17 protein-coding genes are annotated in these 17,587 nt (G+C 63.4%); 10 read left to right on the top strand and 7 right to left on the bottom strand.

The features are described from left to right. Nucleotides 1-60 precede the first annotated feature (60 nt). A complete protein-coding gene (locus D8W71_RS03850) occupies nt 61-756 on the bottom strand; it encodes a glycoside hydrolase family 25 protein (protein WP_121118528.1) in 696 nt (231 codons plus the stop codon). Nucleotides 757-878: 122 nt separating this feature from the next. Further along, a complete protein-coding gene (gene ggh / locus D8W71_RS03845; protein WP_121111147.1) occupies nt 879-2,216 on the bottom strand; it encodes a glucosylglycerate hydrolase in 1,338 nt (445 codons plus the stop codon). A 118-nt stretch (nt 2,217-2,334) separates the two neighbouring features. Here ggh and D8W71_RS03840 point away from each other — a divergent pair, with 118 nt between their 5' ends. From D8W71_RS03840 to D8W71_RS03825, 4 genes are all read left to right on the top strand, one after another. After that, nucleotides 2,335-2,859, top strand: coding sequence for a DinB family protein (locus tag D8W71_RS03840; RefSeq protein ID WP_121111145.1), 525 nt, complete (start codon nt 2,335-2,337; stop codon nt 2,857-2,859). A gap of 48 nt (nt 2,860-2,907) precedes the next feature. Beyond that, a complete protein-coding gene (locus D8W71_RS03835) occupies nt 2,908-3,579 on the top strand; it encodes an SDR family oxidoreductase (RefSeq protein ID WP_121111143.1) in 672 nt (223 codons plus the stop codon). Between the two features lie 141 nt (nt 3,580-3,720). Then, a complete protein-coding gene (locus D8W71_RS03830; RefSeq protein ID WP_121111141.1) occupies nt 3,721-4,146 on the top strand; it encodes a pyridoxamine 5'-phosphate oxidase family protein in 426 nt (141 codons plus the stop codon). Between the two features lie 143 nt (nt 4,147-4,289). Beyond that, nucleotides 4,290-5,519, top strand: a complete 1,230-nt coding sequence (locus D8W71_RS03825; protein WP_121111139.1) for a glutaminase — start codon at nt 4,290-4,292, stop codon at nt 5,517-5,519. Between the two features lie 159 nt (nt 5,520-5,678). On the opposite strand, the gene D8W71_RS03820 is transcribed toward D8W71_RS03825, so the two are convergent. Both D8W71_RS03820 and D8W71_RS03815 read right to left on the bottom strand, forming a co-directional pair. Beyond that, a complete protein-coding gene (locus D8W71_RS03820) occupies nt 5,679-6,320 on the bottom strand; it encodes an SGNH/GDSL hydrolase family protein (RefSeq protein WP_121111137.1) in 642 nt (213 codons plus the stop codon). 28 nt (nt 6,321-6,348) lie between these two features. After that, nucleotides 6,349-6,789 (bottom strand): Lrp/AsnC family transcriptional regulator, encoded by a 441-nt coding sequence (locus D8W71_RS03815; RefSeq protein ID WP_121111135.1) that lies wholly within the window; start codon nt 6,787-6,789, stop codon nt 6,349-6,351. Between the two features lie 80 nt (nt 6,790-6,869). On the opposite strand from D8W71_RS03815, the gene D8W71_RS03810 reads away from it, so the two are divergent. The 3 genes from D8W71_RS03810 to D8W71_RS03800 all read left to right on the top strand — a co-directional run bounded on the left by D8W71_RS03810 (nt 6,870) and on the right by D8W71_RS03800 (nt 8,940). Next, a complete protein-coding gene (locus tag D8W71_RS03810; RefSeq protein ID WP_121111133.1) occupies nt 6,870-7,544 on the top strand; it encodes an AzlC family ABC transporter permease in 675 nt (224 codons plus the stop codon). Continuing rightward, entirely contained in the window at nt 7,537-7,863 is a 327-nt protein-coding gene (locus D8W71_RS03805) for a branched-chain amino acid transporter permease (RefSeq protein ID WP_121111131.1), read from the top strand. The genes D8W71_RS03810 and D8W71_RS03805 overlap by 8 nt, the downstream gene beginning before the upstream one ends. Before the next feature lie 384 nt (nt 7,864-8,247). Beyond that, entirely contained in the window at nt 8,248-8,940 is a 693-nt protein-coding gene (locus D8W71_RS03800) for a thioesterase domain-containing protein (protein ID WP_121111129.1), read from the top strand. Here D8W71_RS03800 and D8W71_RS03795 read toward each other — a convergent pair. Further along, nucleotides 8,921-10,768, bottom strand: coding sequence for an AfsR/SARP family transcriptional regulator (locus tag D8W71_RS03795; RefSeq protein ID WP_121111127.1), 1,848 nt, complete (start codon nt 10,766-10,768; stop codon nt 8,921-8,923). The two genes, D8W71_RS03800 and D8W71_RS03795, sit on opposite strands and share 20 nt — an antisense overlap. A gap of 64 nt (nt 10,769-10,832) precedes the next feature. Between D8W71_RS03795 and D8W71_RS03790 the strand changes: the two genes are divergently transcribed. Then, nucleotides 10,833-11,627: an SDR family NAD(P)-dependent oxidoreductase gene (locus D8W71_RS03790; protein WP_236077695.1), complete on the top strand. Its 795-nt coding sequence runs from the start codon at nt 10,833-10,835 to the stop codon at nt 11,625-11,627. Nucleotides 11,628-11,672: 45 nt separating this feature from the next. Here the strand turns inward: D8W71_RS03790 and D8W71_RS03785 are convergent, their stop codons facing one another. Then, entirely contained in the window at nt 11,673-12,941 is a 1,269-nt protein-coding gene (locus D8W71_RS03785) for a lipase family protein (RefSeq protein WP_121111123.1), read from the bottom strand. A gap of 89 nt (nt 12,942-13,030) precedes the next feature. Then, nucleotides 13,031-15,919 (bottom strand): leucine--tRNA ligase, encoded by a 2,889-nt coding sequence (leuS, locus tag D8W71_RS03780; protein ID WP_442972012.1) that lies wholly within the window; start codon nt 15,917-15,919, stop codon nt 13,031-13,033. Nucleotides 15,920-15,970: 51 nt separating this feature from the next. On the opposite strand from leuS, the gene D8W71_RS03775 reads away from it, so the two are divergent. Both D8W71_RS03775 and D8W71_RS03770 read left to right on the top strand, forming a co-directional pair. Then, the gene (locus tag D8W71_RS03775) at nt 15,971-16,372 is read left to right on the top strand and encodes an SdpI family protein (protein WP_121111121.1); all 402 of its coding nucleotides are present in this window, start codon (nt 15,971-15,973) and stop codon (nt 16,370-16,372) included. Then, nucleotides 16,357-17,331 (top strand): DUF1648 domain-containing protein, encoded by a 975-nt coding sequence (locus tag D8W71_RS03770; protein WP_121111119.1) that lies wholly within the window; start codon nt 16,357-16,359, stop codon nt 17,329-17,331. The genes D8W71_RS03775 and D8W71_RS03770 overlap by 16 nt, the downstream gene beginning before the upstream one ends. The last annotated feature ends 256 nt before the right edge of the window (nt 17,332-17,587 follow it).

Raw genomic sequence — 17,587 nt, 5'->3', positions numbered from 1 at the left:
GCGTTGTAGGGCACTTAATCATGCCACTAGGCAACCCGGCCCAACACTGGTCACCTAGGGCTACCAGCGAGCGAGCCGCCTGATATCCCCGCCGGCCCCGCTGTATTCGTTGATATCGGTGGGTGCTTCGATGCCGGGGATGCGGCCGTTGTCGGTGAACTGCCAGAACAACCAGTTCTTCCATCCGCCCGGCAACGGTCCGAGCGTGTCGTTGTAGTCCGCGATCCACAATGGGTAGTGGTTGAACTCGTGGGTGTCGGCCATCGCGGTACGCCAGAAGTTGGGGTAGGTGTAGATGATCGGTTGGCGACCGGTCAACGCCTGCACCGTGTTCAGGTATCGGTGCGTCCAATCGATGAGCTGCTCCGGCGGCAAGCCACGCGAATTCTCCAGATCCAACACCGGCGGTAGATCGCCGGGACCGTTGATGCCGAGCACGACTGCGGCGTAGTACGCCCCCTGCGCCTCGGGCGAAAGACGCACGTCCGCATAGTGATACGCGCCCCGTGCAACCCCAGCCGCCCGCATCACCAGGCAATCCTGGACGAAGTGCGGGTTGATGTAATCGAGCCCCTCGGTGGCTTTCACCATCGCAAAGTCATGACCGGAGCTACGCACCTTGTGCCAGTCGATCTTGGTGCCGTCGATGTGCTGCCACGACGACACGTCCGGCCCCTGCGGGTTGGCCGACGCCGCCGCCGGGAGGCCGGTGACAAGTGCACCAGCGAGAAGAAATGGGACGAGCGCGCGTTTCATGACCACCGTCTGACGGTAGGTAACCGTCGCGGATACGTACATGGTGAATCGTCACAGACATCTGAACGTGAACGGAAATACACAGTGGGCTATGTATTTTCGTTCACATGCGCCGGAGGCGCCTAACCCAACCAGTCGAGAACTGCTGCGGCTGTCCAGGATTGCTGCATGCTTCCGAGAGGCTCTCCGGTGAACGGTTCGTAGTACTCCGCGAACGTCCCGTCGCTGGCTTGGCGCAGACCTTCCTCGCGGAGGTTCAGCGATCGCTCGGCCCACCCCCGTCGCGAGAACGCCCACGAGAACAGCCAAGTGATGACAGGCCACACGGGTCCGCGCCAGTATTCACGCGGCTTGAAGTCGCGCGACACGGGCGAAGTCGACGGCGGAACCGCATAGCGAAGATCGGGGTGACCACAGAACCTGGTGCCCTCGAATATTCGGAGCAGCGTGCGTTCCTGCTCACGTGGCAATCCACCGCACAGCAGGGGTGCGAACATCGCAATGGTGTCGGTGGTGATCCATCGGCCTGCACGTAGGTCGAAGTCTCGTGCCGCTCCTGACCGGGCGTCGGTCGTCGCGATGACGCCCTTGCGGAACTTCTCGGCCCAGCCGCGCAGCTCACGAACGTCGGAATTGGGCTTCGAATGTTCTTCGCCGATGGTCGCCAGTACGTCGCACGCCATCGCGAAGATGGCACTGACGAACACGTCCTCGACCGCAAAGCTCATCTTCTCCGCCAGGGCCGAGTCGTCGTATCCAGCCTGTTTCATCTCTTCGACGAGCCAGATGTACCGGTCGTACTCGATGTTGCTCGGCCGTTGCGAGGAGTCTGTGATGACGGCGTCGTCCTTACGGATGTACGGCGGCATTTCCCCGGGCACGACATTCCGGTACGACGCGTCCCACCGCGGTGAGTTGTCCATCCCGGACTCCCAGCCGTGGAACAGGGTGACCCTGCCGTTGTCGGCGATGTCGCGCGCTTCGGCGAGCCACCGGTGCCAGCGAACGAGGTTGTCCCACCGCCGGTCGAGGAACTCCTCGGCGACGGCCCTCGTCGTGCGGCCGTGGCGTCGGGAATGATCGAGGATGCGCTGGACGGCGATGGCGTGCACCGGAGGCTGTGTGATGCCCGACGTATGCGGGCCAATGGGTGAATGAACAGCCAGCTCGCTGGTCTCCCACCTCGACGGGCCAGGGAAGTAGCCGTCGACTCCATTGGCGAAGACGATGTGCGGAATCATCCCGTTCTTCCACTGGGCCGACAGCAGCGTGTCGAGTTCGACGACAGCACGTTCGACGCTCAGCGGGGCTAGTCCGACGGACACGAACGCTGCGTCCCAGCTCCACATGTGCGGGTACAGCTTGGGGGCGGCACTCGTCATCGTGCCCAGGTCGTTGCCGCGCAGGAGGTAGGCAGCCCGGCCTGCCAGCTGTGTCGAAGTGAACCCACGGTCGCCCATCGCTCTAGTTTGCGACCGATCACAGTTTTTCGCCTCTCGAGACCGTGATTCGATCGAGGACCGAAGCTGACCGCAATCCGCCCTAGTGTTGTCCTCACCAGCAACGAAGGGATCGACAATGACACTCACCGGTGAGAAGGCCGACATTCTCAGAATGCTCGCCGAACAACGAAAGAACTTTCTCATCACCGTTCGCGGCATCACGGACGAGCAGGCGGGGCAGCGGACGACGGTCAGTGACCTCACCCTCGGCGGTCTTCTGAGCCACGTCGTCGGCAACGAGAAGAGTTGGATGGGAATCATCGCGGCCAAGGACGAGACCGCCGAATTCGACATGTCGGCAATGAGCGAGGAGTACATCCTCAGCGCTGATCAGACGGTCGCCGGTCTTGTCGAGGAGTACGCGCGCGTCGCAGAAGCAACAGAGCAGGCTGTCGCCTCGTTGGATCTCGACGAGCAGATCCCGCTCCCCACAGCCCCGTGGGCACCCGAACGCGCATGGCAGTCGGTGCGCTTCACGTTGCTGCACATCCTGCGCGAGGTCTCGCAACACGCCGGGCACGCCGACATCATCAGAGAATCGCTCGACGGCGGGAACACGACGCGGCACATGGCCATCGAAGCCGGCATGACGTTCGACTGAGGCCGGTGCTGGAACCCGTGGTGATCGGGTCCACCTACGCTGGAGGCCATGACTTCCACGGCACTGGTGACAGGCGCGAGCAGAGGCCTCGGCGCCGCGATTGCACGTAAACTGGCACCCGATCATCATCTTTACCTGGGCGGACGGTCCTTGGATTCGCTCGCAGCCATCTCTTCGGAACTCCCGGGTTCGACGCCGTGGCCGGTGGATCTTCTCGACCACGATGCGGTTCGCGCTTCGGTTCAGCACATCGATTCGCTCGACGTTCTGGTTCACAACGCAGGTGTTGCGGCGCTGGGGACCGTGGAGGAATCGTCGGTCGACGACTGGCGCTCGCAGTACGAGTCGAATGTTCTCGCGGTTGTATCGCTCACCCAGGCTCTGCTTCCTGCGTTGCGACGCGCAGGCGGGCATGTCGTTTTGATCAACTCGGGAGCTGGACTGCGGGTGAACCCGGGCTGGGGCGGTTATGCGGCGTCGAAGTTCGCGTTGAGAGCGTTCGGCGACGCCTTGCGCGCCGAGGAGACTTCCCTGCGGGTCACCTCCGTCCACCCGGGTCGTATCGACACCGACATGCAGCGCGCGATCGTCCGCGATGAAGGAGACGAGTACGACGGCTCGAAGTTCTTGCAAGCCGACACCGTCGCTTTGGCGGTGCGCAATGCCGTCGACACCCCGGCCGACGCCCATCCGACCGAGATAGTGCTGAAGACGCGCTGACGTTCACAACGATTCCGTGCGTTCACAACCGAAATTCGCGTTGTAAACGGATGGCAGCGTTGTAAGAGAGTGGATCCAAACCGCCCGATTCGACACGCGAAACCCTTCGACGACCTGTAGAGATCGACCTAAGCTGGCCACATGCCACTGTCGAAGTCGGAACGTGAAGAGTTTCTGTCCGAGCCGCACATCGCGGCCCTGTCGGTGTTCGCCGGCAACGACCGGGGCCCGTTGACGGTGCCCATCTGGTACCAGTACAGCCCTGGCGGCGAAGCCTGGTTGCTCACCGGCAAGAACTCCAAGAAGGCCGAGTTGATCCGCGCCGCAGGGCGTTTCAGTTTGATGGTCGAGCAAGTCGAACCCACCATCAAATACGTGGCGGTCGACGGCCCGGTGACTCGCGAAGAGCCGGGCACGCTGGATCAGCTCAGGGAGATGGCTGCCCGCTATCTCGCTCCCGAGAAGGTCGAGGGGTACCTCCAGTTCGCGGCGTCCGATCACGGGGATCAGACCTTGTTCGCCCTGCGCATCGAGCACTGGCTCGGCGCGGATCTGGGCGCGATCTAGCGGCTCCGCCGCCCGTGCGTGAGTAATTACCCTCCGCCGTAATTATTCACTCACGAGCCTGGCCACAGGTCGTGAGCGGGTAATTACCTTCCGCCGTAACTACGCGCGCACGGGCGGGGGAGGGCCGGTGCTAGATTTCTGCCGTGAAGTCACCTGTACCCGATTACCTGCGCGAAGTACTGGACAGCCTGGCGGACAACTCCGACGGTGCCGTAGCCGACTACATTCCGGATCTGAAGAACGCGAACCCTGACGTGTTCGGGATCGCCGTTACCACCGTCGACGGTCGCACCCACGCCGTCGGTGACGACGAAACCGAGTTCTCGATCCAGTCGATCTCCAAGCCGTTCGCCTACGCAGCCGCGCTGACCGATCGGGGCTTCGACGCAGTCGCGAACACGGTCGGGGTCGAGCCGTCGGGCGAGGCCTTCAACGAACTCTCCCTCGAAGGCGAGTCCCGGCGCCCGAAGAACCCGATGATCAACGCAGGTGCCATCGCCACTCATTCGTTGCTGGGCGGGAGCGTCGACGAACGCGTAACGAAGGCCGTGGACTTCTTCTCGACGCTCGCCGGGCGCCGACTTTCGATCGACGAGTCGGTGTGTCGATCCGAAATGGACACTGCCGACCGCAATCTCGCGATCGCACACATGCTGCGTAACTACGGCATCATCGACGACGAGGCCCATTCGATCGTCGAGGGCTACACGTCACAATGTTCGATCAACGTGACCGTCCGGGATCTGGCCGTCATGGGTGCCACCCTCGCCAATGCTGGGGTCCACCCTGCCACCGGCGATCAGGTGGTCTCCAGAGCCGTTGCACGACAGACCTTGTCGGTGATGGCCGGTGCGGGAATGTACGACGCGGCCGGGCACTGGCTCACCAGAGTCGGAATTCCCGCCAAAAGCGGTGTCGCGGGCGGACTTCTCGGCGCACTCCCGGGGCAAGCCGGTGTCGGGGTCTTCTCACCCAGGCTCGACAGTCACGGCAACAGCGTCCGCGGAGTCAAGGTCTTCGAGCGACTGTCCGACGACATGGGCCTGCACCTGATGGAAGCCGAGCCCTACGGTTCCTCGGTCCTGCGCGATATACGCGTCGTGGACGGTGAACTCAGAGTCGAGTTGCAAGGCGTCATCCAGTTCACCGGCGCCGAGAACATCCTCGACGCGCTGGAGAACGACGACTCAGGGGCCGGCACCGTCGTCGTCGATGTCTCCAGAGTGGATCGACTCAGCGACGTCGGTCGCCGGATGGTGCTCGAGGGAATGCGACGCCTCGCGCTGGACGATCGGACCGTCGCGCTGATCGATCCCGACGGGGTCCTGCCCGATCCCGATCTCGGTGACGGCAGGTTCCCGGAAATCCGCTAGCGTTCGCATCGCTCGCATAGGCCCGCCCGGCATCGCTTGAATGGTCCATCCATACGAACAGATAGCTTGGATGCGACATTCAAGCGGCGGGACTGGGCATGTACGCGACATTCAAGCGGCGGCCGCGGGACCTCCCGTCGACCGAACAACTGCACCCGCTCACCTGCAGCTGCGCGGGATCCCCTGGGCGGACAAGGCGTCGAACACTCGGGTTGCCATGCGCGCGTGACCGCGAGTGTTCGGATGAATCCCGTCGGGCGCGTAGTCGGTGGCGGCGTTCAACCAGCCCTCGGCCTTCGGGTCGATGAACGTCACTCCCGCTACACCTGCGGCGTCCCGAAGGGTGCGACGGATGTTGTCGATGTTCTCGTGCTTGGCGTTCGGTGCACCCGTCGGCCCGACGACGACAATCCTCGCTTGAGGGGCCACCACTCGGAATGTCGCGTAGAGGCCGGCAGCAGCCACGAACAGCCGGGCGTCGCCCCGATCGTTTCCACTTCCTTGGATGATGATCACGTCCGGGATCGCCGACGCCACCGCTGCCACCCGCGAGAAGCTGACGTACGGATCTGCACTCGCGGCGTATCCGCTACCGGACCGTGCGACCAGATCTAGATTCCAGCATCCACGTGCAGCCAGAACGTTCGCGAAACTGTCGCCGCTGCTGTTCGCACCCACGCCGACGGCGAAGGAATCGCCCACAATTGCCACTCGCAGAGGCCTGGGCTGAGCGCTCGCGGACTGCATGCCTGTCAACAGCGTGACCAATCCGACGAGACACAGTGCCAGAAGCCTTTTCACCCTCCCGATGGTAGGTCAGCCGACACCCTCAAGCATCGGACTTGAGGATCTTCATGGTGATGCGAGAATCCACCCGCGCGATTGCCGGGTCTCCCATGAGCTGCGTCGTCAACCACTTCTCGAATGCGGCGAGATCGGCAACCCGGACACGTATGAAGTAATCGGGGATGCCGAACATGCGCCTCACTTCGGCCACCTCACTCATCCCGGCGATTCTCTCCTCGAACGCCGCAACCGTTCGGAAGTCCTTCGCGACGAGGTCGGCGTGGATGATGACCTCGAACCCGCGACCCATCCGGGTCCTGTCGATGTTCGCGGAGTAGCCCGTGATGACGCCGTCTTGCTCCAACTTGCGCACACGCCGCAGGCACGGCGCAGGTGTGAGCCCGACGTGCGCCGCCAATTCCTGGTTGGTCAGTCGGCCGTTCTCCTGCAATAGCAACAAAATGTGCTCATCGATAGCATCCACACTCCATATATTGCGTGCATCTCGGGCTCAACACAAGATGCAGCAACAAAATCGCTCGACGCTTTTCCTATCATTGCCGCATGACCACGTTAGCCCCAACACGGGTTCGATCCTCGTTCCACGACGCCACCCGATCCGCGGGCGTCGTCTGGCTCGGATTGTTCGTTCTGGGAATCGGTTTCGGCGTCATCGTCACCGCCCACGATCTGCCCTGGTGGCTCGCGCCCATCATGTCCGGCGTCATGTTCGCCGGATCCGTCGAGTTCATCCTGGTCGGACTTCTGGCCGCGTCCGCGCCGCTGGCCGCGATTGCGATCACCACGTTTCTGGTGAACTCCCGACACCTGTTCTACGGATTGTCGTTTCCGTTGCACCGCGTCGACGGTCGTTTTGCCAAGCTGTACAGCATCTTTGCGTTGTGCGACGAAGCCTTCGCCCTGGCCTCCACGCGCATGAAGAGCGGGCACATCCTGTGGACCCAGTTCGGCCTTCACTCGTCGTGGATGGTCGGATCCCTCGTCGGCGCCGCGATGGGCAGCTCTGTGCTCGCTGGACTCGAGGGACTCGACTTCGTCCTGACCGCTCTGTTCCTCGTGCTGTTCCTCGACGTGTACCGCGAGAACCCTGACAAAACGACCCTGTGGCTGGCCCTCGGTGCCGGACTGATCGGCTACGTCGTGGCTCCGGGGTCAATGCTTGTCGTGTCGATGTCCGTCTTCACCGCCGCGCTGTTGGTCAGGCACCGACGTGGTTGATTACTGGTACGTCGCGGCGTCCCTGGCCGTCGCCGTAGGAATTACGTTCTCACTGCGAGCAGTTCCGTTCGTGGTGCGCTCGAGGTTGCGTGAATCCGCACTGCTCGACGCACTGGGGAAGTGGATGCCACTCGGCGCCGTCGCCATCCTCGCGGTCTACGCGCTGTCCTCCATCGACCTGGGCACCTCGTCACACGGCGTCCCACAGGTCGCCGGCGTCGTCACGACGGTCGGCATACACCTCTGGCGTCGCAACATCGCCCTCAGCATCCTCAGCGGCACCGTGGTGTGCGTCGGGCTGATGAACTGGGTCTTCTGATCCGTCGAGTTCGTACTTGTGCAGATCCGCACCGGCGTGTCATCTGCACAAGTACAAACTCGGGAGCCTCGCGGCGACGCAGTGCCTTGTGCGATGCCGACAAAACGGGCACCGGCCTGCGTAACGGTGAGAACCAGGCTGTACGCGGAAAGTGACCCGGATATCGGGCCTGATTCCGAACCCCGCCCTGCGTGAGGGGTCTGCCGGTCCAAATCCGGCCGTGTGCCGCCATTTGTGGCCGGGAACGGTATGAACACTGAATGATCACAAACTTGTGACGCGGGTAACAAATCTGGTTGAACAGGCGACATACTCGTCGAGCGAACATCGAACGGGCGGATCGAACCACGCCCAGCACCAAGACTCTACCTTCGGAGGCTCCGCATGACCGTTGTGAACGACTACTCGAAGATGGCCTTCACGGACCTTGTAGACAGCACGGTCACCGCGTACGCAACACCGACCATCGTGCCGATCCGAGCGACGGGAACCCTGGCGCCGGCATTCTGCATTCATCCGATCGAGGGCCTCACCAGTTGCTACGCAGAGCTGGTCGAACACTTCGACGAGGATCGTCCGGTCTACGGTGTGCAGGCGGTCAGCGGACGCCCCGCGACACTCACGGCCCTCGCCACCCACTACGCCGATGAGATTCTCGCAGTCAGTGCGGGTCGACCGGTACATCTCGTCGGGATGGCATTCGGGGGCCTACTTGCTCACGCCATCGCCGTCGAACTGCAGCAGCGAGGAAGCGTCGTCGACAACCTCGTCATGGTCGGTATCGACCCGATGCGCCGATCTTCCGACCCCCAGAACGATCTTCTGGAACGAATGGGCGATGTCATCGATCGCAGTCGTGCAGAGGAGATGCTCGCTCTCGCCAGTCACAACGAGAAGTTGGCCCTCGGGCATTTCCCCGGCGTCTTCGTCGGAACGGCGTTCGTCGTATCCGCCGTGGACGCCGACAACGGCTCCGCGTGGCACCCCTTCGTCAGCGGTGATGTTCTCAAGTACACCGTTCCCGACATCGCCGACCTCGCGCTTGTCGGGCAACTACTCAATCGCGTCGTCCGATAGCATTCCCGAGCGCCTCGACCAGCGGTCCGACCGGACCTGAGTCGACGGCCCCGCTGCCTGCGGCCCGCTCGTGTACCGCGGGCCGAAGAGCGTCGTACGCGCGTCGGGCAGAATCTTCATGCTGTTCGGCGAGAGCCGCCGTCCCGATCAGGTACCAACACACCTCGGTCATCAAGTCATTCGGTGGATCGGGGACGACATCCAAGCTGCTCGACGCTTCCTCATGTCTTTCGTTGTGCGCCAGTATGATCGGTCGACACCACGGCTCGTAGGGTCCACAGTGCGCGCCGGGAAGATCGTTTCCGTTTCGGACCGCCGTCGTGAGGTCTGCCAGTTCCTTCAGTCCGGTTCGGAAGCCTGGCATCTCCGGACCGTCCGATGGACGTGGACCGCCGAGGAAAGTGTGCCGAAACCACGCGGTGAACACCGACGCCAATGGACGCTCGAAACGCCCTGCCAGAGCGTCGACAAGGTCAGCTTCGACGGCGGCACTCGAGATGTCGTCGAGCGCGCACAGAGCCTGCATTCTGATGAGGCGTCCCGCAATCTCGAACGTCGACAGCTCGGAATCCAGTGCAAGCCGGGTGATTTCGCTGCCGATATCCGCTCTGATGCCAGCCCGACCGGTCGTCTCGAAACTCTGTAGATAGCGGGCGCTCAGCGCAAGGGCCAGAAGGGCAGGATCCCCGAGGCGACGGGCGATTGCTTCGGCCTCCTGTGCCTCGGCCATCCGGCTCCCGATGCCTCGCGACTCCATCGCAATCGTGGCGAGCAGCCGCGCCCGCACTCGATCCGATGCTGTCGAAGGCAGTGCGGCTATGACACGGTCGGCAGCGGCGACGATGACTGCAGACTTCGCCGGGTCGTCCGACCGAGTCCAACTTCCTGGAACGTCGTACCGGACGATCACCCGTGCACTCAGTTCGGGATCTCCGAATTCCTCGGCTGCAATGATCGTCGCAACCCGGCGTTCGGTGGCCGCGTCGACCGATCCGGACAAAGCGAGCAACGGGAGAAGTGCTGTGGCACTCTCGAGTTGAGAACGTGCGCCGGCGCGGGCCTGAATCGACGCAGTCTGCATGAGGATCGAAGTGCCTTGGGCAAGCAGATCGCGGTCGTGTTCTCGGATGCGCTGTTCGAGATCGGTCAAGCGTTCGCTGGGGTCCAAGCCGAGCCCGCGGGCGAGAGTGGTTCGGGCGCGTCGAAGAACTGCAAGCGCGTCGCCCTGGCGCCCCGACCGGTACAGAGCAAGCGCGAGCAGCCGCCAGCCATCCTCCCTCCACGGGTGCGCGTCTACATGTGGGTCGATCAGTGCGATCACCTCGTCGGTACGGCCGAGCGCCAACCTGCCGCCTGCGAGATGTTCGACGGCGCCTGCGCGTAGTTCGGCGATTCGAGCGCGTTCACCTCTCGCCCACATCCGATCGTCGAACTCCTCGAACGCGCTACCTCGCCATTCCGCCAACGCACACTCGTGCTCGTGGGCCCCAAGCAATTGTTCGGCTCGCCACAGATCCACCGCACCTCGTGGCAGGTTCAGCGCGTACCCGGACCCTCGCGTCACCAGGATCGACGCGGGCACCCGGGCGGCGCGATCGGGTTCGATGATTTTCCGAAGCTCCCCGATGAAGGTCTGAACGATCCCAGCAGCACCGGCCGGAGCATCCTCCCAGAGATCGTCGACGAGACTCGTCGTCGACACCGTTCTGCCACGGCCGATCACCAGCAGAGACAGGATCTCGCGGTGCCGGGGCTTGGACAGACGAACTTCCGAACCATCCAGCTCGGCCTGCACGGGCCCGAGGACACGGATCCGCAGTTCGCTCACCCGACCGAGTCTAGTTTCCGCTGATCGACCGCTGATCGACGTACGTGACCATCAGGGAATGGATATGAATCTCAGCGGCAGGTCGGCGTTCGTCAGCGGTTCCACCGAGGGAATCGGCTATGAGATCGCCAGGAGTCTGGCGGTCGAAGGTGTAGACGTGACCGTCAACGGCCGTGACGCAGCGAAGCTCGATCACGCCGTCGCGTCGCTGCAGCGCGAGGCCCCTGCAGTATCGGTCGACGGCGTCGCAGCAGATTTCGGTGTGGCGGCAGACGTCGAGCGTCTGTGCAGCGAGATCGTCGACGTGGACATACTCGTGTGCAATGTCGGACTCTTCGAACTCAAAGCCTTCCAGGACATATCCGACGCCGACTGGCAGCGGTACTTCGACGTCAACGTCATGAGCGGCGTCCGACTCGCGCGACGTCTGATGCCGGGGATGCTGCGGAGGAACTGGGGTCGGATCGTGTTCGTGAACAGTGAATCCGCCGTCGACGTTCCGGCGGACATGATTCACTACGGCGCCACCAAGGCAGCACTGCTGTCGCTCGGGAACGGTCTCGCCAAGCTCACCGAAGGCACTGCCGTGACCGTCAATTCGGTACTCGGTGGGCCCACCTACTCGGCTGGCGTCGCACGGACCGTCGAGATGATCGCCGAACAGCAGTCGATTCCCGTCGACGACATGAAAGCAGCGATCGTGAGCGCGAACTCGGCGTCTCTACTGCAGAGATTCATCGAGCCCGCCGAAATAGCGAACATGGTGGCATTCCTCGCCAGCCCCGCTGCATCTGCGACCAACGGCACTGCCGTGCGCGTCGACGGGGGCATTGGCGCTTCGCGCCCCGTGCGTGCGTAGTTACGTTCCGCTGTTACTACGCACGCACGGGCGGCGGAGCCGCACTTACGGAACCGGCGTCGGCGCCAAGGAATTGCCCACCGGAATAGTTGCGCAGTTACTGTGCGTCGGTCCGCCCGCGAACCGCTCGCCAAGGAACTGGAACGCTTGGGCCTCGAACGGCGGGAACGCCAGCTCGTGGTTCAACCCGTCGTACTGCGCATACTGCACGTTCACGCCGCGGCCGCAGTATTCGTGCGCGAGCGCTTGAACATCGGCGGTGATCATGACGGTATCGCCGATGGGATCCGAATGCCCGACCGCCAAGAACAACGGAGCTCTCGGTGTGCCGGAGATACCCATGATGTTGTCGTTGATGATTTCGACGACGGCCGGAACATCGAGGAGCGAGGTGTACGGCGCCTTCACCATGTCGGCGTCGGTGAGAGTGGGGTAGTCGTCGGCGAACTGGGCGATACATTCCTGGTCGACCTGATCCATCACCTGTAAGCCGTAGTCCGAAACGAACTCGCTCGTGTCGAGACCGTACGCGCGCTGGTAGGCGACGATGAGTGCCGGAATCACACCTGCCCATTTGGGGCTGCCACTCACATACGGAAGATTGTGCGCGAAGTCGACGGGCACACCACCTGCGGCGACGCCGACGATGTTCAGTTCCGGCGCGTAGCTCGGCGCGACCTCGGCTCCCCACTGCGTCGGAACCGACCCGCCGGAGTACCCGAGCAATCCGACCGGCGTCGAGGTGGGCAGCTGCAAGAACGCCTGCGCCGCTCGAACTCCGTCGAGCGCGGCGTATCCGGACTGCCGCCCAACCGTCCACTCGAGCTCTTCACCCTCGTAATCGGGTGCGACGACGGTGTATCCCGCGGCGAGATACCCGGCGATGACGGCTTGTTCGGCAGTGGCGATCTGGCTGGTCGCGCCACCACTGAGTGTGTACGACGGATCGCACTGAGATCCGAGAGCGTCGTAGGCCATGTGGTAGGAGACGATCTTCGTCGGCCCGGGGATCAGAGGCCGCAGAACCGTCGCAACTGTGACGACGCTGTCGCCCTGCTGATCGGTGGTTCGGTAGAGGACCTGATCACCCTTGATGGGTGTGGTCTGCGTCGGCGTCGCGAACGTCATCGGTCGCGAGCGGAGCACAGAGCCGGGAGCGACGTCGAGTGAGCCGTCCCAGCTGTAGAACGGATCGTTCGCCGGAATCGGCGAGCCTGGCCCAGGATCAGCCTGAGCAACGTACGCGCTGGAGCCGAGGACGAGCGCCGCTGCAGCAACCACCCTGACGAGAAAGCCTTTACCGAACTGTGACATGACACAAATTAGAGCGTATGGGCACCCCGAATGCCCCACATACGCTCAGATTCATCCTCTTCGGGTGGGTTCTCTGCCGTCGAGCGGCCTTACTTCAGAACGATGTTGACCATTCGACCCGGGATCACGATGACCTTCGTCGGCGCTTTGCCGTCCAGGAGTGCAGCAATCTTCTCCTCGGCCAACGCGGCTTTCTCGACGTCGCCGTTGGTGGAGTCGGCCGGAACGGTGATGCGACTGCGGACCTTGCCGTTGACCTGGATGGGGTAGTCGACAGTGTCGGCGACGAGCCACTTCTTCTCCACCCGCGGGAACGGACCGTGCGCGAGTGAGCGGTCGTGACCCAGTTGCTTCCACAGCTCCTCGGACAGGTGAGGCGCCATGGGTGCGAGCATCAGGATCAACGGCTCGACAACTCCGCGCGGAGCACCGTCCGGGTACGCCTTGGTGAGGTGATTGGTCAGCTCGATCAGCTTCGCGCCTGCCGTATTGTCGCGCAGCGCAGTGTAATCCGCTTCGACACCGTCGATGATCCGGTTGAGGACACGCAGCGTGTCCTCGGTGGGCTTCTCGTCGGTGACGCGCACGTCGCCGGTCTCCTCGTCGAGCACCAGACGCCATACGCGCTGCAGGAAACGCTGCGCGCCGACGACGTCCTTGGTCGCCCACGGACGCGAGGTGTCCAGCGGCCCCATCGACATCTCGTAGAACCGCAGGGTGTCGGCGCCGTACTCGGCGAAGATGTCGTCGGGGGAGACGGAGTTCTTGAGGCTCTTGCCCATCTTCCCGTACTCACGATTGACCGGTTCACCCTGGTAGAACCAGCCGCCGTCGCGCTCTTCGACTTCTTCCGCGGGCACGTAGACCCCGCGCGCATCGGTGAACGCGTACGCCTGGATGTAACCCTGGTTGTAGAGACGACGGTACGGCTCACTCGAACTCACGTGGCCCAGGTCGAACAGCACCTTGTGCCAGAACCGTGCGTACATCAGGTGCAGGACGGCATGTTCCTGCCCACCGACATAGAGGTCTACTCCGCCAGGATCGTTGGGCCCGTGAATGTCCGGACGCGGTCCGACCCAGTACTTCTCGTTCTCCGGGTCCGCGAATGTCTCGGAGTTGGTCGGATCGATGTAGCGCAGCTGGTACCACGAGCTGCCCGCCCACTGCGGCATGACGTTGGTGTCACGCCGGTAGGTCTGCAGACCGTCACCCAGATCGAGCTCGATATTCACCCAATCCGACGCCTTCGCCAGCGGCGGGGAGGGCTCGGAACTTGCGTCATCCGGGTCGAAGGAGACCGGTGCGAAGTCCTCGACCTCGGGAAGCTCCACCGGCAGAACCGATTCCGGGAGGGCATGGGCGTTGCCGTCGGCGTCGTAGACGATGGGGAACGGTTCGCCCCAGTAACGCTGACGGGCGAACAGCCAGTCGCGCAGCTTGTACTGAATGGTTCCGCGGCCGTTGCCGTCCTCTTCCAGCTTGGCGATCACCGCGGCCTTCGCATCGGAGGTCGAAAGTCCCTCCAGGAACCCAGAGTTCACCAACGCGCCCTCGCCGGTGTAAGCCGCCTCGGTGACGTCACCACCCGCGATGACTTCCCGGATGGGCAGACCGAACTTGGTGGCGAATTCCCAGTCGCGCTGATCGTGACCGGGAACGGCCATGATCGCGCCGGTGCCGTATCCAGTGAGGACGTAGTCGGCGATGAATACCGGAACCTGCTCACCGTTGACTGGGTTCTCGGCGTAGGAACCGAGGAAGACGCCGGTCTTCTCCTTGTTCTCCTGACGCTCGAGGTCGGACTTGGCCGCGATCGAACTGCGATACGCCGCAACGGCTTCCGCGGGTGTCGGGGCGCCACCGGTCCACACATCGGAAACGTCGGCGGGCCACTCCGACGCGACCAATCCGTCGACCAGGTCGTGTTCGGGGGCAAGGACGATGTAGCTCGCGCCGAACAGGGTGTCCGGACGAGTTGTGAACACCCAAATTTTAGATGACGAGCTGCTTGCGAACGACACCTCGGCACCGCGGGACCGGCCGATCCAGTTGCGCTGAATGGTCTTGATTTTGTCCGGCCAGTCCAGGTACTCGAGGTCGTCGATGAGGCGATCGGAGTACGCAGTGATACGCATCATCCACTGCCGGAGGTTCTTTCGGAAGACAGGGAAGTTCCCTCGATCGCTTCGTCCGTCCGCGGTCACTTCCTCGTTCGCCAGCACGGTTCCCAGACCCGGGCACCAGTTGACCATCGAGTTGGACTCGTAGACCAGACGGAACGAATCCAGCACGGACGCCTTGTCCGACGCAGTCAGCGACGACCATTCCCGGCCGTCGTCCAACGCGCGCGAACCGTCGGCGAACGACGATTCCAGCTCCGAGATCGGCCGTGCCTTCTGCTGGTCCTCGTCGTACCAGGAGTTGAAGATCTGCAGGAAGATCCACTGAGTCCAGTGGTAGAAATCCACGTCCGTCGTCGAGAAGGATCGCCGTCGATCATGCCCGAGACCCAGCCGACGCAGCTGGCGCCGCATGTTCGCGATGTTGGCCTCGGTGGTCGATCGAGGGTGTGTGCCGGTCTGCACGGCGTACTGCTCGGCCGGCAGCCCGAAGGCGTCGTAACCGAGAGCGTGCAGAACGTTGCGTCCGTGCATGCGGTGGAACCGGGCGAAGACGTCCGTGGCGATGTATCCGAGTGGGTGTCCGACGTGTAGCCCGCTGCCCGACGGATACGGGAACATGTCCTGCACGAAGAGCTTGTCCTTGGGGACCTCGCCTGCGAGCTCACCGACGGGGTTGGGGGCGTCGAAAATGCCCTGCTCATCCCACAGGTCCTGCCACTGCTGTTCGATGCGCCCTGCCACGTCCGCGGTGTAGCGGTGCTCGGGGACGGTCGCTGACGACGGTTCGACTGGATCGGTCACACCCACCAGCCTAATGGGGTTCGTCCAGGCATTACTTCCGCCCTCGTGCATGATCTAAGCCGCTCGCCACCGACGCATGTAGTAGGCCGTATCCTTGGCTGTGTGATCGTTGTGTCGATACTGATGTTCGTGCTGGCCCTCGTCGTCGGCTCGGTTGCCGCCAGTGCCCTGGCGGGTAAGTTGCCGCGCAACCGGTGGGCAGGCGTACGCACTGCCGAGTCGATGCGTGACGACGACACATTCGTTCTGGCCAACAAGATCGCCGCACCGACGACCGCCGCTGCGGCTCTTCTTCTGTTCGTCGGCGGCGCCGCCGCGCTGATGCTCACCGGCGCATTCGCCGTCGTCGCGGTCGTCGTCTGCATCATTGCCGCGTTCGTGACGGCCGGCGTCGGTGGCTCGGTCGGCGCACGCGCAGCGGCCGCGAAGCCCGTCGAGGAAGTCGGCGGCTGCGGCCACGCCTGTATTTCGTGCAGCCTCAAGGATGCATGCGCGCCGAGCTGACAGTGGCGAAACAGCGGACGTTCGATCCCGCGGGCGTGATCTTCGGCGTCCTGGTACCTATCGCAGCCGCTGCTCTCGGCGTGATCGTTGTGCGGCTCTGGACCCCGCGTCTACCCGAGCAGATCGCGACGCACTGGTCGGGCACGGAACCCGACGGATTCACCAACCCGTCGACAAGCGCGTGGACATTGGCGATCGTCATCGTCTTGGTCGGCGGTGGGTGCAGCGCGGTTGCCGCTCTCGCGCACGCTTTGCTCGTCATGCGTCGGCTGATGCTGATGATCGGCCTGACGGTCGTCGGTCTCATCACCGTCCTTCAACTCGCAGTGTTGGCCACTCAGCTCGACGTCACCGATGTCGACAGCGTCGAGGTTCCCGGCTGGGCGCTCGGTGTCGGCACACTGGTGGGATTTGCCGTCGGCCTGCTGGGAGCGACACTGCTGCGTGACTACCGCGACCGCGTCATCGCGGACGCGCCGCCTCCTGCCTCGCTTCCGCGTGGAAGCGAAGAGCTTCCGATCGTCGAACCCATCGGCGCAGGCCGAGTCGCCATGACCGTCCTGTTCGGAATACTCGCGGCTGCGGCCGCGCTGACCTGCTGGTTGTCAGAGTCCTGGTGGCCTGTCGCGATCTTCGTCCCGCTCGCGGTGATGTCGGCGTCGCTGATGCGCTACGAACTCGTCGTCGACCGCCTGGGGATCCACGTAAGGACGCTCGGGATGGCCGCATTCGACTATTCGGCGAACGAGGTCACCGGCTCTTCGGTCCGCGAGGTCGATCCCTTCACGGACTTCGGCGGATGGGGTCTACGCTCCAAGGGGCACGGCAACTACGCGGTGGCGACGTCCAAGGGACCGGCGGTGTTCATCACCTTCGCAAACGGACAGCGATTGACCATCACCACCCCGCGCGCCGAACAGATCGTGGGCGCCATCAACACTCTCGCGTCCGAACGCTGAATCGCAGAAAACAAACCGTTCACCAGTTTCGTCGCTAGGCTGTCACCCATCAAGGGGCAGCGACTGGAGGCAATGACGAACGACATGCACCCTTCGTCTGGCAGCCCCCCGACGCGGCCTCGGAGGGCTAACCACCGCCGACCTGCGGCCGACAATTTATGGGCCTCGCTCAAAGAGTGGTACCACGAGCCGTTCGACTACGAGTGGATCGTCACTCACAAATCCACACGAGGGCTGCATCGGTCGCTGCAGAATG

The organism is Rhodococcus sp. P1Y (assembly GCF_003641205.1).
Classification (GTDB): domain Bacteria; phylum Actinomycetota; class Actinomycetes; order Mycobacteriales; family Mycobacteriaceae; genus Rhodococcoides.
Note: the sequence above shows the minus strand (reverse complement) of the source record. Positions and strands in the feature narration are given on the sequence as shown.

What these genes read in the sequence shown, in the direction of transcription:
- D8W71_RS03850 (WP_121118528.1), bottom strand. Translation starts at nt 756, where the DNA reads ATGAAACGCGCGCTCGTCCCATTTCTTCTCGCTGGTGCACTTGTCACC.
- ggh (WP_121111147.1), bottom strand. Translation starts at nt 2,216, where the DNA reads ATGGGCGACCGTGGGTTCACTTCGACACAGCTGGCAGGCCGGGCTGCC.
- D8W71_RS03840 (WP_121111145.1), top strand. Translation starts at nt 2,335, where the DNA reads ATGACACTCACCGGTGAGAAGGCCGACATTCTCAGAATGCTCGCCGAA.
- D8W71_RS03835 (WP_121111143.1), top strand. Translation starts at nt 2,908, where the DNA reads ATGACTTCCACGGCACTGGTGACAGGCGCGAGCAGAGGCCTCGGCGCC.
- D8W71_RS03830 (WP_121111141.1), top strand. Translation starts at nt 3,721, where the DNA reads ATGCCACTGTCGAAGTCGGAACGTGAAGAGTTTCTGTCCGAGCCGCAC.
- D8W71_RS03810 (WP_121111133.1), top strand. Translation starts at nt 6,870, where the DNA reads ATGACCACGTTAGCCCCAACACGGGTTCGATCCTCGTTCCACGACGCC.
- D8W71_RS03800 (WP_121111129.1), top strand. Translation starts at nt 8,248, where the DNA reads ATGACCGTTGTGAACGACTACTCGAAGATGGCCTTCACGGACCTTGTA.
- D8W71_RS03790 (WP_236077695.1), top strand. Translation starts at nt 10,833, where the DNA reads ATGAATCTCAGCGGCAGGTCGGCGTTCGTCAGCGGTTCCACCGAGGGA.
- D8W71_RS03785 (WP_121111123.1), bottom strand. Translation starts at nt 12,941, where the DNA reads ATGTCACAGTTCGGTAAAGGCTTTCTCGTCAGGGTGGTTGCTGCAGCG.
- leuS (WP_442972012.1), bottom strand. Translation starts at nt 15,919, where the DNA reads ATGCACGAGGGCGGAAGTAATGCCTGGACGAACCCCATTAGGCTGGTG.
- D8W71_RS03770 (WP_121111119.1), top strand. Translation starts at nt 16,357, where the DNA reads ATGCGCGCCGAGCTGACAGTGGCGAAACAGCGGACGTTCGATCCCGCG.